We start from the raw sequence: 14,632 nt of genomic DNA, 5'->3' as shown, positions 1-14,632 counted from the left end.
CCGATTCCCGACTTCCTAATCCCGAGCCCAAACATGTCCGAAGCAAAACGCCTGGCCGCCGAGAAGGCAATCGATTACGTGGAAGACGGCATGATCGTCGGTGTCGGCACCGGTTCGACGGTGGCCTACTTCATCGATGCGCTGGGACGTATCGGCCATCGCATCAAGGGGGCGGTGTCCAGCTCCGAACAAAGCACCGCGCGCCTGCGCCAGCACGGCATCGAGGTGCTGGATCTCAACCACACCGGCACGCTGTCGCTGTACGTGGACGGCGCCGACGAGTGCGACCCGAACCGCTGCCTGATCAAGGGCGGCGGTGCGGCGCTGACGCGCGAGAAGATCATTGCCGAAGCCAGCGAGCGCTTCATCTGCATCGTCGACCCCAGCAAGCAGGTGCCGGTGCTGGGTACGTTTCCACTGCCGGTGGAAGTGATTCCGATGGCGCGCAGCCTGGTCGCCCGCCAGATCCTGGCAATGACCGGCGGCCAGCCGGTGTGGCGCGACGGCGTGGTCACCGACAACGGCAACGTGGTGCTGGACGTGCATAACCTGCAGATCACCGACCCGGTGGCGCTGGAGCGCAGCTTGAACCAGATTCCCGGCGTGGTCTGCGTGGGTTTGTTCGCGCGCCGCCCGGCCGATGTGGTGATCGTCGGCGGCGAACCGCCTCGCGTGCTCTGACGCGACTGGCCGTTGCCCGCCTACCGCACGGGACCTTCTGCGGCATGGATGCCGCATCCGCGCCTTCCTGGATGGATTCACAGCGTGTCCCCTGCCGGTAGGCGGGCAGCGGCGCAGCAGCCAAGCCGCAGATCAACCGCCGAATCGATCTCGGCGCGTGCGCGACCAACACGCACGTACCCATGCACCGGCTTGACGCACGCCGGTGCATGGCAGAAGGTGCGCCATCCCTCGCCCCGTCGGTATGTCGCATGCGCCCTGTCCGCTTCCTCGTTCTTGCGTGTCTGATCCTGCTCGGCGGCTGCGCCAGCAGCGGTCCCTGGGTGGAACTGGCCGGCACGCGCTATCAGGTGGAGCTGGCGCAGAACGATGCCGACCGCACCAAGGGGCTGATGTTCCGCGATGCCATGGATGAAGATCGCGGCATGCTGTTCATCCACGATCGCCAGGAGCCGATGGCGTACTGGATGAAGAACACCAAGATCGCGCTGGACATCCTGTATTTCGACGACCAGCGCCGGCTGGTGTCGCAGCAGCGCAATGTGCCGCCCTGTTCGGCCGGCGATGCCTGCCCGCCTTATCCCAGCAAGGCGCCGGCCCGCTATGTGCTGGAGCTCAATGCCGGCCAGGCGGCCAAGCTCAACCTGCAGGACGGGGCGGAACTTGGTTTCAGTGCGGATATTCCCAAGCTGAAGTGATTCACAGCGATGCGGTGTCTCCTGTCAGGAAGTACCGGACTTGAACCCCGCGCCGCTTGCCGACACTCTTGTCGGCATGGTCGACATGCTCCCACTTCCCCATTGGACCGCGCTCGCCAGCCTGGACGACGATGCGGTGCCGTTGATGTCCACCGCGCTGCTGATCGCGCGCGACGAATATCCGCAGCTGGACGCCGAGCTATACGACACGCTGGTGCAGAGCCACGTCGAGCATCTGCGCCGCGAAGTGGATGCGATCGATCTGTGGCCGTTGAAGATGGCCGCGGTCAATCGCTATCTGTTCGATGAGCTGGGCTACTCGGGCAATCACGACGAGTACTACGACCCGCGCAACAGCTATCTCAACCAGGTATTCGAGCGCCGGCTGGGCAATCCGATCTCGCTGGCGATGGTGCAGATCGAAGTGGCCCGGCGTCTGGGCATCCCGCTGGCGGGCGTATCGTTCCCGGGACATTTCCTGGTGCGGCTGCCGGTGGACGACGGCGTACTGGTGATGGACCCGTTCAATGGCGGTCGCCCGTTGGGCGTGGACGAGCTACGCGAACGCGCGCGCCCGCACCTGGGGGGCGAAATTCCCGACGACCGCGCACTGGCGCAGATTCTCGACCCCGCCCCACACCGGGCGATCCTGATCCGCATCCTGCGCAATCTGCACGGCGTCTACGCCGATGCCGAACACTGGGACCGCGCCGCACGCAGCGCCGACCGCATCCTGAAGCTGGTACCCGACCAACCCGAAGCGCTGCGCGACCGCGGCATGGCCTACCTGCACCTGGGCCACCGCAACGGTGCGCGGCATGACCTGACGCGTTATCTGCTGCTCAACCCCAGCGCGCAGGATGCTGCAAACCTGCACGAGCATCTGGTGGAATTGAACAGCCAGCGCGCTCGCTCGCACTGACTATTGCCGTCGGGAAACAGCCCCATCCACTAGTGGGGCTTGCCTTGAGCCGACCGTGGCAGCTGATACGCGGTTATATACTCGCCGTTCGCGCCATATATAACGATATTATTATAATTGGCATCACTGTAAACCATGTGCGCATGGCAAGGACAGTATGCCTGGGCTGTCAGCGTTCCATTCGATTGCAGAGTGGCGTCTTGCGCACTCGTTGCTATGGGCAGTCGGGATGCTGCGCCTGGCACAAGCGATAGCACCGCCAGCACATCGTCATTCAGCGCGTTGATCTGAAGAAATTTAAGCCCAGCCTTTTCGAAAACATAGGCTTTGAAGCGCGGTGACAGGCTCAGATTCGCCTTACCCGTCGGCAACCGCTCACCCAAGCCCTGAATCAGGGACGGTTGGTCGGCCGTGGACGCACTCGCCCCGAATGGAGCTGTAAGGGCCAAGGCCAAGAACGTCGCCCGCGGCGATATCTTCAACATAAAAATCCTTTTTAGTATTGAAACGATTTCGGAACCTTGCCCAGCACAGGTACCAACCGAAAAGCAACGGAGGTTATTGCAGCGACTGCTGGCTACCCAGCGAGGCTACTCTTGTGAAATTCGGATTTCCAATTCCGCACAGCTCTTATCCAGCGAGATCATTCCATTAGTCTCCAAAGATAAGATCAATAAGATTTCTCTGTCAGCGTCTCTTCAATCGATCTCCACCATCTCGAAGTCTTCCTTGGTCACGCCGCAGTCCGGGCAGGTCCAGGTGTCGGGCACGTCTTGCCAGGCGGTGCCGGGCGCGATGCCTTCTTCGGGGATGCCGTCGGCCTCGTGATAGAGAAATCCGCAGACCACGCACATCCAGGTGCGGTAGGTGGTGGTGGATGTGTCGCTCATTGGATAATCGCGGTCACGCAACGGTGGGACCTGCATTGTCCCATCCCACCTACCGCTTTCGGAAGCGCTGCCATGCCCCAGCTGCAAGACGCCCGCGGCGTCTACCTGATCACCCCCGATGACGCCGATACGCCGCGCCTGCTTGCGCGTACCGCGCCGCTGTTGTCGGGCATCACCTGGCTGCAGTACCGCAACAAGCAGGCGGACGCGGCACTACGGCTGCAGCAGGCCAGCGCCCTGCGCGAGGCCTGCGCCGCCCATGGCGTGCCGCTGATCATCAACGACGATGCGCCGCTGGCAGCGCAGGTCGGCGCGCACGGCGTGCACCTGGGCGAAGACGATGGCGATGTGGCGGCGGCACGCGCGCTGCTGGGGCCGCAGGCGATCATCGGGGTGTCGTGTTACGACGAGATCGAGCGCGCGCGCGTCGCAGCGGCCGCAGGCGCCAGCTACGTCGCGTTCGGCGCGTTTTTCCCCACCACCACCAAACAGACGACCCGTCGCGCCACGCCCGCGCTGCTGCAACAGGCAGCCAACCTCGGCGTGCCGCGGGTGGCAATCGGCGGGATCGCGCCGCCGCAGGTTGGTGAGCTGGTCGCTGCAGGCGCCGCGTTGATTGCCGTGGTCAGCGGCATCTATGCCGCACCCGACCCAGTTGTTGCATTGCAGGCGTATCGAGCAGGGTTTGCGCAATAGCGTCGCTGGCAGATGACAGCGTTACGGGCGATACGCGCCACTCCAGACAGAAGTAACGTCTGGAACACGTGTGCGACCGCGCTTGCGAAGCGTTGCTTTGTCTGGATGCGATCGAATGCCAGCGCAACACCGCAGTGGCGAGGGCACGGTGCGCTCGCCATTCCAGACAGAAGCTAGGGTCGGGAATATGCGTAAGACCGCGATGTCCAAGCGTCGCTTTGTCTCGGTGCCATCGAATGCCAGCACAACAGCGCAGTGTCGAGGGCACGGTGCGCTCACCATTCCAGACAGAAGCTAAGGTCTGGAACATGCGTAAGACCGCAATGTCGGAGCGTGGCTTTGTCTGAAGGCGATCGAATGCCAGGGCAACACCGCAGGATCGAAGGCACAGTGCCCTCGCCATTCCAGACAGAAGCTAGGGTCGGGAGTATGCGTAAGACCGCGATGTCGAAGCGTCGCTTTGTCTGAAGGCGATCGAATGCCAGGGCAGCACTGCAGGATCGAGGGCACAGTGCCCTCGCCATTCCAGACAGAAGCTAGGGTCGGGAGTATGCGTAAGACCGCGATGTCCAAGCGTCGCTTTGCCTGGATGCGATCGAATGTCGGGGTAATACCGCAGGATCGAGGACACGGTGCCCTCGCCAGGACGATGGTCGGTGCCTGGATAGAAAGCTGATTGCAGCACCTCGCGCCGGCTGCCCCCTGTGGGTCGCATCGTCATCGCATTCAACAGACGCTGGCGCAGAGAGGCCTGAAGCTGGCACCCATCGCATACGCATAGCAACGCAGTGCACCGCTCGCACCACGCACACCGCCCCTCTCGACAGGTCCTTGCCCGCCCGCCCTCGCGGGACCTTTGGCGGCATGGATGCCGCCAAAGAGCCTACAGGGACGTACTTGCGGCGTGTCCCGCGAGGGTGGGCGGGCAAGGGCCCTGCAGCCAAGCCGCAGATATACCGCTCTACCATTGATCTCTCTGCGCAACCAAACCACGCACTGCCAAGACAATCGCACTTCGCATCGTGCGTCATTCAGATGCAATCCATCGCCGAATCAACAATGCAGCAAGTCGAGCGCGCGGCGACTCGCCGCTTACCGGACACGCAGTGCTCCATCCGTGAAGCCCCCGTAGCCGCATCCGTACCACCACAGGGTTCCGCGAGCGTCGAGGACAGCGTCGAAGACACCACACCGTGCACTTGATCGGTGACTGGTTGGAAAGCCAATTGTTGTGCAGACCGTGTCGAGTTGCTGTGGCGAGTCGCTAGTCAGCCCGGAAGATCGAACCCACTGAACACCCTATCGCCCCAACGAAAAACAGCGACGCGTACAAAACGCGTCGCTGCCAGAACACAGTTCTTCGAAGCTATCGCTACGAGCCGCTAACAACGCTACTGCGTCGCTACCAGGCGGGTGCAGCCGGTACTCGGAGCGGTATGTACTGCGCGTACACCCGCTTCTGAGTGCGCCGTCCACACCCGCCTGGCAACTGCTCGCTACGTTTTTTAGCTGGGCTTAGAAGTCGTAGCTCAATGTCACCCGGCCCGAGCGCGGCGCCTGGTACGCCACCACCTGATTCCACAGCGGGTTGGTGGTGTTGTCGGGCAATTGCGAGAACGGGTAGATGTTGGTTGCGGTCTGCTCGTTGGTGATGTTGAACACATCGAAGCGTAGCGCCAGCTTGCCGTCGGCAAACGCCGGCTTGTAGGTCACGCCCATGTCGAGCTGGGCGATCCAGCCCAGGCGGCCCTGCGAACCGGGGGGCGATGCACTGCCGGTGCCGGTTTCCGGGTTGTAGCAGTAGTGGTACGGCCCGCCAGTGATCGCACTGCCGCCATAGCCGGCCGGATCGCGGCCGCTGTACTCGGTGCCGTAGTAGTTACCCAGGCAGTTATGTGGCGCACCGGAGATCAGGCTGAAGTTGGCCGAAGCGCCCCACTGCGGATTGAACTGGTAGAAGCCGAACAGCTTGAGCTGATGACGATGGTCGTTGGATTGATCGCCGTTAAAGTGCTCCATCAACGCCGCATGGTCCCAGCTCTGCGTGGTCGACACCGAGGCCTGGCCCTGGTAGCTGCCCAACGCGCCGCCGGTGCGCCACAGGTCCGAACGCACCTGGCCTTCGGTGGTGCCGTAGCTATGCGACCAGACATAGTTGACCTTGGCGTACCACTGACCGTCGAACGGGCGCTCCAGGTTGAATTCCACCGCCGAATAGTTGCGCTTGAACTTCGGGAAGCCCGCCGCCTCGCGGCTCACCGATACCTCGTGGAACTGGCCGTCGGTACCGATCACGCCCCAGGTATTGGTCTGGCCCGGATTGATCAGCGATGCACCGGCAACTTGCGAGAAGTCGATGGTGACGCCTTGCGCCGCCGCCGCGTTGATCAGCGCCGTGTTGGAGACGTCGTAATTCTGGTCGTCGATGCCGGCATTGAGACGACGATGCGTGCCACGCACGCCCAGCACCCAGCCACTTTCGAGTTGCTTGGTAAAGCCGAGGATGACCTCGTCCTGATTCTCGCCTTCGATGTCCTTGGCCACCGCAGTGCGCACATCGGCGATGCGGCCGAAACGCGAGTTGGCCGACACCGCAGAACCCAGTTGCTGCGCCAGCACCGGCGTGCCATCGGCATTGATGCCGCTGTAGGTGAAGTAGGTGTCGGTGGTGGTGGCGGGGGTGAACAGGCTCACCGCCGACAGCGGCAGACCGAGGTAGTAACGACCGAGGTTACCGAACACCTTCAGGCTGGAATCGCCGTTGACGTCCCAGCTGAAGCCCAATCGCGGTGCCCAGGCATTGTCCACTTCGATATAGGGGTCGCCGAACGGGGTGTAGTTGGTGAACTCGTCCTTGCGCAGGCCGATGCTCAACAGCAGGTTGTCGGTGACCTGCCACTTGTCTTCGATGTAATACGCGCGTTGCTTGGCTTCGTACGAGTACAGGCTGGTGTTGATGTTGCGCACCGCGTAATAGCCGCTCGAGCCGTTGACCGGATCGACCAGGCCGGGGCTTGGTGCGCCGATGCCGCCGGCTTCGTTGGCCGACTGGCTGACCAATCCGCCGGTCGCCAGTCCGTTGGGATCGTTGGTCTGGCCGTAGGTCCACGCAAAGCCGGGGCCGGACAGCACCGAGCCGACATCGATGCCTTCGGACTTCTGGTTGTCGATACCGAAGTTGAGCGTGTGGTGGCCGAGACGCCATTCCAGATTCAGGCGCTGATTGTCTTTTTTGTACTCGCGATCGGGCGAACTGACCGAGGTCACCAGCTGATTGCCAATGCGCGGGGTGCCGCCGGTATACGCCGGATTCTGCAGTGCGGCGCTGTTGATGACAGGGCCACCAGCCGCGTCGTAGTTGAACGGGGTCAGTTCGTCCGGCGTTGTCATCTTGCCGTACAGCGCGGTCACGGTGAGGTTGTCGCCGAGGTAGCCGGTGTACTTGCCGGTGAACAGCGTGGGGCCGGTTTTCCAGGTGGATTCGTCGGTGAAATAGCTGCCGCGCTGGCGGTCGACATAGTTGTAGCGATAGATCGAGCCGTTGGTCTCTGCCTTGTCGCTGGCACCGGTCACCTCGATCAGGTGGTTGTCGGTGATGTTCCAGTCCACCTTGGCGTACCAGCGCTTTTGCTTGTAATCGTAGTCGGTGAGGCCACCGGTGCGGCCGTTGTCGGTGTCGCGATTGGTGCCCACGCGCACGCCGTCCGAATCCACCTGCTCGGCGGCCAGGAAGAAGAACAATTTGTCCTGGATGATCGGCCCGCCGACGTAGGCGCTGTAGGTGGTCTGGTTGGCTTCGGCCTCGCTGGCCGGCTGGTACAGGCCGTTGGCTGCTCGCGCGTAGCGGTAAGCGGCGTTGTTGACGGTGCTGCCCTGGCTGTCCGGGCGCCAGTAGATATCGCGCTGATTGGCGCGCAAGCCGTTCGGCTCCCAGATGACCGCTGCGCCGAACTTCCATTCGTTGGTGCCGCGCTTGCCGATCTGGTTGATCACGCCACCATTGGCGCGACCGTATTGCGCGCCGTAGCCGCCGGTGAAGATTTCCTGCTGATCGATGGCGCCGTACGGCAGGGTCAGACCACCCAGGTTGTTGCTGATGGTGGTGGTGTTGAAGCCGTTGAGGTAATAAGCGTTTTCGCTGGCGGCCGAGCCGCCGAAGCTGGGCAGCGAACCACCGAGCGGACCGTTGTCGAAGCCGCCGCTGTTGACCACCACACCCGGCGCCAGCAGCGCGATCGCTTCGGCGGTGCGGCCCAGCGGCAGTTGCTGCAGCTGTTCGGCGGTGATCACGGTGCGCGTATCCACGCTGCTGACGTCGATGGTGGTCAGGCCGGCGGCGGTGACGGTGACACTGTCCATGGTCTGCACGCCGCTCCCCGCGGCGTTGGCGGCGGCAAACGACACATCGGTGTTGGCGCCGACGGTGATGCTGACGTTCTCGCGGGTTTCCACCACCGCGCCATCGCGCTTGACCGTCACCTTGTAGGTGCCCAGCGGCAGGTTGCCGGCGGTGTAGCGGCCGCGCGCATCCACCGGCACTTCGCGACTGAGGCCGCTGTTGTTTTCCACCACCACGCTGGTGCCATTGCCCTGCCCCACGCTGCCGACGATGCTGCCGGTGGTCGACTGCGCGTGTGCACTGCCGATGGCCACAACCAGCGCCAACGCCAAAGCACGCTTCTGGATACTACGGTTCATGCGTTCTCCCCAAGATGGAAACTGCCGGCAACGCGGCTAAATGAACGGGGCCAACGGCCACCGCAATCACACTTTCTGAACATCGGCAGCGGGGCGCCAATGACCGCACGCCATCAGCTCATACCCAAACTGTCGATACCGTCGCGTTCGATCATAGGCAGCCAAGTTCCCCTACCCGGCGGCTCCGACGGGTAGGCGGGCCTCTGCCGGGTAGGCGCGCGAGGCCGCAGGCCTGACAATGGCGGACGCGATGCCCGTTGCCGGGCGTCGATGCCCCCATCGGTATTCCTCAAGGATCTGCGCGCATGAATCACACCCGCTCCCACGCCCTGTTCGCCCAGGCGCAGACCCTGTTGCCCGGGGGCGTCAATTCACCCGTGCGGGCGTTCAAGTCGGTCGGCGGCGAGCCGTTCTTCGTGGCGCGCGCCGATGGCCCGTATCTCTATGACGTCGACGACAATCGCTACATCGATTACGTGGGCTCGTGGGGCCCGATGATCGCCGGCCACAACCACCCTGCCGTGCGCGACGCGGTGGAACGGGCAATCCGCGATGGGCTGTCGTTCGGTGCGCCCTGCGCGGCCGAGGTCACCATGGCCGAAACCATCACCCGGCTGGTGCCGTCGTGCGAGATGGTGCGCATGGTCAACTCCGGCACCGAAGCCACGCTGTCGGCGGTGCGGCTGGCGCGCGGCGCCACCGGGCGCAATCGCATCATCAAGTTCGAAGGCTGCTATCACGGCCACGGCGACTCGTTCCTGGTCAAAGCCGGCAGCGGCATGCTGACCCTAGGCGTGCCCACCTCGCCAGGCGTGCCGGCGGGCTTGAGCGAGCTGACCGCCACGCTCAGCTTCAACGACTTCGAAGGCGCCACCGCGCTGTTCGACGAGATCGGCGCCGACGTGGCGGCAGTGATCATCGAGCCGGTGGTGGGCAACGCCAACTGCATTCCGCCGCTGGCCGGCTACCTGCAGCATCTACGCACGCTGTGCACGCGGCATGGCGCGCTGCTGATCTTCGACGAAGTGATGACCGGCTTCCGCGTCGCACTGGGGGGGGCGCAGGCGCTGTACGGGGTGACGCCGGATCTGACCACCTTCGGCAAGATCATCGGCGGCGGCATGCCGGTGGGCGCGTATGGCGGCCGTCGCGACCTGATGGAGCAGATCGCTCCGGCCGGGCCGATCTATCAGGCCGGCACCTTGTCGGGCAATCCGGTGGCGATGGCGGCGGGCCTGGCGATGCTGGAGCTGGTGCAGGAGCCGGGCTTCCACGCACGTCTGAGCGAGGCCACCAGCGCGCTGTGCGAAGGCCTGGAAGATGCCGCCCACGCCGCCGGAATCGCGGTCACCACCAATCAGGTCGGCGGCATGTTCGGACTGTTCTTCACCGACGAAATCGTGGACAGCTACGCGCAGGCCATTGCGTGCGACACCACCAGCTTCAATCGCTTCTTCCACGCGATGCTGCAGCGGGGCGTGTATCTGGCGCCGTCGGCGTACGAAGCGGGCTTCATGTCCAGCGCGCACGATGCGGCGGTGATCGACGCCACGCTTGCGGCGGCACGCGAGGCGTTTGCGGACGTTGCGCGCTAAGCGCGCCTTCGCCGACCCGCGTTGCCAGCATGATCGCCGGCCGTGGCCAGCCCACGCCGGCGACCGACCAGGGCATCGACGCCGCACGGGCAGTTGCAAGCGTTGATGAGCCGCTGCAGTCCGGGCAGCGCGCCTGCGCGGCAAGCGTCGCATCTGCACGCAGTGAACCTGTGCTGCCCGTTTGCTTCTCAGTTGCAACCGTTGATGCGCCGCTGCAGGCCAGGCAATGCGCCTGCGCGGCAAGCGATGCATCTGCACGCAGTGAGCCTGCACTGCCCGTTCGATTCGGCCGCTTTACGCGAACGTGCCTAGTTTCCCAGCTGCACCGGAGGCAACTGACAAGGCTCCGCAGCGCCCGCGCGGCGATGCGAATCGGAGTGACCGGCCGGCGCTCGCAGAGCAGCCGACGCACGCTGGCTGCGATGAATAGGCCCTACCACTCTCCTGCCCCTCCGCACGGAACAGCCCAACGGGGCGAACAGTGCTTGACCCAGCGCACAGCCTGCACGGTCGCCTGCGACGGCCACCGCAGTTAGCCCCAGCACACTTTGCTTTTGTCTTACGGCTGTCATACCTTTCTGAAAGGTGCTCACGGACGGGCATGGGTGGGGACCCTCGAAGCAGCCGATCTGTCGTTGTCGCCGTTGTGGTGACAGGCTGGCCGTCGCCGCTGTTTCACTCTGGTTGTGCAGCGTGTCGAGCCGGCGCGCTGCTGACGCTTGTCAGGGCCGCCCTCGCCTCATGTTCAAGCCTGTTGCGTTGCTCACCCCGCGCCCGTCGCCATCGCGCGACCATGCGCTTCCCGATTGGCTGCTTGCCAGCAAGCTGGAACCGCCACTGCCGCGCCCGGGTGCGGTGGTGCGCGAGGTCTTGCTGACAGCACTGGATCAGGCGCAGCTGCGGCCACTCACGCTGCTGCTGGCCCCGCCGGGGTTCGGCAAGACCACCTTGCTTGCGCAATGGCATGCGCGCAGACGTGCGCACGACGATGCGGTGGCGTGGCTGTCGCTGGATGAAGAAGACGCCGATGCGGCACGTTTTCTCGGCCACCTTGCGCTGGCGCTGCAGGGCGCGGGTGCAGATCCGGCGCTGTGTGCCGGCGTGATGCACAACCGCGACCAGGACCCGCGCGATGCGGCCACCGTGTTGATCCGCGCGCTGCGCAGCGCACCGCGGCGCATCAGCGTGATCCTCGACGACTACGACCGGCTCGGGAATGGCCCGGTCGATGAGCTGGTGTTGCGACTGGTCGAACACAGTGGCGGGCGCCTGCATCTGTTGCTCGCCACGCGTCGCGTGCCGGCGTTGCCGCTGGCGCGGCTGGATCTGCAGGCGCAACTCAGCCGCCTTGGCAGCGCGCAATTGGCGCTGGACAACGACGAAGCGCGCGCACTGCTGGGACCGCACATCCCGGCACCGGTGGTCGACGAGCTGTTGCGCTACACCGAGGGCTGGCCGGTCGCCTTGCATCTGGCGCGACTGTGGCTGGAAGGCAATGCGCAACGTCAGCAGGAAGTCGCCGCACGTTTTTCCGGGCGCAGCACGCAGATTGCCGCGTATCTGGCCGAACAGGTCGTCAACGATCTCGATGCAGACACGCGCGATCTGCTGTTGCGCACCAGCCTGCTCGATCGCGTCAACGCCGCGCTCGCCGATGCCGTGCGCCAACGCGACGACAGCGGCCGGCTGTTGGCGCGACTGGACCATTTCCATGGCCTGCTGGTGCCGCTGGATGGCGAGCGCGAATGGTTCCGCTATCACCCGTTGTTTGCCGATTTCCTGCAGCAGTTACTCGATCGCGACCATCCCGGCCAGGCCGTGCAGCTGCATCAGCGCGCGGCGCGCTGGTTCGGCGAGCACCAGCATCTGGCCGACGCCGTGCGCCATGCCGCACGTGGCGAGTGCGGCGACCTGGCCGCCAGTTACATCGCGCGCGCCGGTACCTGGCAATTACTGCTGACCCACGGCATGCATGAAGTGCGCGCGTTGCTGCGCCATTTCGAGCACCGCAGCATCCGCGACACGCCTGCACTGAATCTCACCCAGGCGTATCTGCATCTGAAACTGGGCGAGTTCAGTCATGCGCGCCTGTTGCTGGAACGCTTCCGCGATTTCCCGGCCGCCGTGCGCGAGCCGCTGCAGCGCGACTACACCGTGGTGGTGGCATTGCTACGCGATCGCCTGGACGAGATCTGCGGCAATCCGCATGGCCTGACCCAGATTGCCGCGCAGGCGAGCGCATTGGACGAAGACGATCATCTGGGCCGCGGCACCTTGCTATGCATCTGTGCGACGACCGCGCTGGCACAGGGCGGGTTTGCCGTGGCCGAGCGGTATGCCCTGGCTGCGCGCGATGCGATGCACCGCGGCGGCAGCGATCTGGGTGCCAGTCAGGCGTTGCTCTCGCTCGGCCAGAGCTTTTTCTACCGCGGGCGGCTCGGCGACGCCGAAGCCTGTTATCGGCAAGCGCTGAGCTGGTGCGCACGCACGCCGCAACTGGACCGCGTGCTGGAAGCGGCCGGCAACTGTCTGCTCGCGCAAGTGCACTACGAGCGCGGCCACCACGACGATGCCGCCGACCTGCTGCATCCGGCATTGGAACTGCTCGAGCAGCACGATGGCGGCGTGGACGTGCTGGCGGCCGCGTACGACACCACGCTGGGTCTGGAACGCGTGCGCGATCACAGTGGGCGCAGTGCGCTGGTGCTGCTTGAGCATGTCGAGCAGATCGCGCATGGGCGCAAGCTGGCGCGACTGTCAGAGCTGGCGTCGGCATGGCGCTTGATGTTGCTGCTGGAGCACCCCGGCAACGCTGCAATCGATGTGGTGATCGCGCGCACTGGCGGCGAGTCCGGGCTGGCGCACACCCTGCGCTCGGCGCATCGCTGGCGCGATCGTGCGGCGATGGGCTTTGCGTTGGCACGTTGGCATCGCCTGGCCGGACGCAGCCATGCGGCGCTGACCATTCTCGGCCAGATCGAGCAGGCTTGCCTGAGTAGCGATAACGCCTGCCATCTCGCGCGCACCCGCGCCCGCATCGCACTGGTGCTGCAGCAGCGCGGCGAACTGCTCGCTGCCCTGCCGCATTTGTACAGTGCGCTGGACCACGTGGCGCTGACGCAGAGCTGGCAGGCGATCATGGAGCTTGGGTTGCCGGCAAAAGCGATGTTGCGCTCGCTGCGCCAACACGACCCGCAAACGGTTGGCGGCACCACGCGTGCATTGACCATCCAGGCGCTGCTCGAACGCCTCAGTGGTGACGAGGATCCCGCCAGCGATGTGTTCAGCGAACGCGAACTGGAAGTGCTGGCGCAACTGGCGCGCGGTTATTCCAACAAGCAGATCGCCCGCCACCTGCACCTTTCGGAAAACACGGTCAAATTCCATCTGAAGAATCTGTATCGCAAGCTCGACGCACGCAGCCGCGAAAGTGCATTGGCGCAGGCGCTGCAGCGCGGAGTGTTGCGCGGCGAGGACACGCAGCAGACATCGGATACGCCGCCGCGCTGAGCGGCGTGCACATCATCATGCATCGCGCATGCGCACGCCTGTGATCGCGAAGAACAATTGCGCATGCGTGGCGATGCGGTGGCTGTCGCCTGATCGATGCGGCTGCGTCAACGCGGCGAAGGGCGCTGGAGACAGACTCCAAGCGCCCCACCATCACCCAAACTTCAACGTGCCTTTCATCATCGCCCAGTGCCCGGGGAACGAGCAGAAGAACGTGTAAGCGCCGCCCTTGGTGAGTTTGCTGGTTGCAAAGCTGACCGTGGTGCTTTCGCCGCCACCGACCACCTTGGTATGCGCGATCACACGCGCATCGGCCTTGGGCAGATAGCTGTCGGCAATGGTCGAGCGCATGCCGTCATTGGCCACCGCCTGGAAATCGGCGGACTTGGTCAGCACCCAGTTGTGCCCCATCACCGTGGCGGCCATCTTGCCGGCGTGCTTGAGCGTTACATCCACTTGAGTGCAATCGGGTGCAATCGTGATGGCGCTTTGATCGAACTTCATCTGATCGTTGCCGGTGATGGTCACCGCGCAGGTCCGCGCCCAGGCCGAGGGCGCCATCGCTATCAAGCCAAGCACAGCAATCGTCGAAAACAGCTTCAAAGGCAGTCCTCCTGCAATAAGAAAGCGCGGTATGTGCAAGCGACCGACGCTCGCGCCTGCGCCAGTGCGGTCAGAGTACCGCCTTGCCGTTGCCGATGCAGTGCTGCGCCGCCGCACAATCCACTGTGCGCGGCGATCGAGATGCGCCGACGCTAAGAGCGGCTAACAAAACGTAGTGAGCAGTCGTCAGGTGGGTGTAGACGGTGCGCTCAGAACCGGAGCGTACGGGTGGTGCATGCCGCACCGAGCACCGGCCGCGCCCGCCTGGCGGCTGCACAGTCGTTTTGTTAGCTGCTCTAAATATCCAGCGCATCAGGCGAGAACCACACCGGCAGGATC

General features: G+C 64.4%; 9 protein-coding genes and 2 other RNA genes. 7 read left to right on the top strand and 4 right to left on the bottom strand.

Annotation, left to right across the window (positions count from 1 at the left end; all coding sequences use genetic code 11):
- Positions 1-33 precede the first annotated feature (33 nt).
- The 3 genes from rpiA to ASF90_RS08735 all read left to right on the top strand — a co-directional run bounded on the left by rpiA (position 34) and on the right by ASF90_RS08735 (position 2,301).
- Positions 34-681, top strand: a complete 648-nt coding sequence (gene rpiA, locus ASF90_RS08745; protein ID WP_055848559.1) for a ribose-5-phosphate isomerase RpiA — start codon at positions 34-36, stop codon at positions 679-681.
- Between the two features lie 251 nt (positions 682-932).
- Positions 933-1,379, top strand: coding sequence for a DUF192 domain-containing protein (locus tag ASF90_RS08740; RefSeq protein ID WP_055848557.1), 447 nt, complete (start codon positions 933-935; stop codon positions 1,377-1,379).
- A gap of 40 nt (positions 1,380-1,419) precedes the next feature.
- On the top strand, positions 1,420-2,301 hold the full coding sequence (locus tag ASF90_RS08735) for a SirB1 family protein (RefSeq protein WP_055848554.1): 882 nt from the start codon (positions 1,420-1,422) through the stop codon (positions 2,299-2,301).
- Positions 2,302-2,999: 698 nt separating this feature from the next.
- On the opposite strand, the gene ASF90_RS08725 is transcribed toward ASF90_RS08735, so the two are convergent.
- Entirely contained in the window at positions 3,000-3,191 is a 192-nt protein-coding gene (locus ASF90_RS08725; protein WP_082473519.1) for a rubredoxin, read from the bottom strand.
- 72 nt (positions 3,192-3,263) lie between these two features.
- Here ASF90_RS08725 and thiE point away from each other — a divergent pair, with 72 nt between their 5' ends.
- Both thiE and ASF90_RS21875 read left to right on the top strand, forming a co-directional pair.
- Positions 3,264-3,887: a thiamine phosphate synthase gene (gene thiE / locus ASF90_RS08720; protein WP_055848547.1), complete on the top strand. Its 624-nt coding sequence runs from the start codon at positions 3,264-3,266 to the stop codon at positions 3,885-3,887.
- Positions 3,888-5,323: 1,436 nt separating this feature from the next.
- A non-coding RNA gene (locus ASF90_RS21875) (sX9 sRNA) lies at positions 5,324-5,398 on the top strand.
- A gap of 4 nt (positions 5,399-5,402) precedes the next feature.
- Here the strand turns inward: ASF90_RS21875 and ASF90_RS23845 are convergent.
- Positions 5,403-8,585, bottom strand: a complete 3,183-nt coding sequence (locus ASF90_RS23845; protein WP_055848545.1) for a TonB-dependent receptor plug domain-containing protein — start codon at positions 8,583-8,585, stop codon at positions 5,403-5,405.
- Between the two features lie 305 nt (positions 8,586-8,890).
- On the opposite strand from ASF90_RS23845, the gene hemL reads away from it, so the two are divergent.
- Positions 8,891-10,180, top strand: coding sequence for a glutamate-1-semialdehyde 2,1-aminomutase (gene hemL, locus ASF90_RS08710; protein ID WP_055848541.1), 1,290 nt, complete (start codon positions 8,891-8,893; stop codon positions 10,178-10,180).
- 741 nt (positions 10,181-10,921) lie between these two features.
- A complete protein-coding gene (locus tag ASF90_RS08700; protein ID WP_055848535.1) occupies positions 10,922-13,690 on the top strand; it encodes a LuxR C-terminal-related transcriptional regulator in 2,769 nt (922 codons plus the stop codon).
- A 153-nt stretch (positions 13,691-13,843) separates the two neighbouring features.
- Here the strand turns inward: ASF90_RS08700 and azu are convergent, their stop codons facing one another.
- A complete protein-coding gene (azu, locus tag ASF90_RS08695) occupies positions 13,844-14,293 on the bottom strand; it encodes an azurin (protein ID WP_055848532.1) in 450 nt (149 codons plus the stop codon).
- A gap of 160 nt (positions 14,294-14,453) precedes the next feature.
- A non-coding RNA gene (locus tag ASF90_RS21870) (sX9 sRNA) lies at positions 14,454-14,530 on the bottom strand.
- Between the last annotated feature and the right edge of the window lie 102 nt (positions 14,531-14,632).

Origin of the sequence: Xanthomonas sp. Leaf148 (genome assembly GCF_001423585.1) — a bacterium.
Taxonomy (GTDB): domain Bacteria; phylum Pseudomonadota; class Gammaproteobacteria; order Xanthomonadales; family Xanthomonadaceae; genus Xanthomonas.
Note: the sequence above shows the minus strand (reverse complement) of the source record. Positions and strands in the feature narration are given on the sequence as shown.

What these genes read in the sequence shown, in the direction of transcription:
- rpiA (WP_055848559.1), top strand. Translation starts at nt 34, where the DNA reads ATGTCCGAAGCAAAACGCCTGGCCGCCGAGAAGGCAATCGATTACGTG.
- ASF90_RS08740 (WP_055848557.1), top strand. Translation starts at nt 933, where the DNA reads ATGCGCCCTGTCCGCTTCCTCGTTCTTGCGTGTCTGATCCTGCTCGGC.
- ASF90_RS08725 (WP_082473519.1), bottom strand. Translation starts at nt 3,191, where the DNA reads ATGAGCGACACATCCACCACCACCTACCGCACCTGGATGTGCGTGGTC.
- thiE (WP_055848547.1), top strand. Translation starts at nt 3,264, where the DNA reads ATGCCCCAGCTGCAAGACGCCCGCGGCGTCTACCTGATCACCCCCGAT.
- ASF90_RS23845 (WP_055848545.1), bottom strand. Translation starts at nt 8,585, where the DNA reads ATGAACCGTAGTATCCAGAAGCGTGCTTTGGCGTTGGCGCTGGTTGTG.
- hemL (WP_055848541.1), top strand. Translation starts at nt 8,891, where the DNA reads ATGAATCACACCCGCTCCCACGCCCTGTTCGCCCAGGCGCAGACCCTG.
- ASF90_RS08700 (WP_055848535.1), top strand. Translation starts at nt 10,922, where the DNA reads ATGTTCAAGCCTGTTGCGTTGCTCACCCCGCGCCCGTCGCCATCGCGC.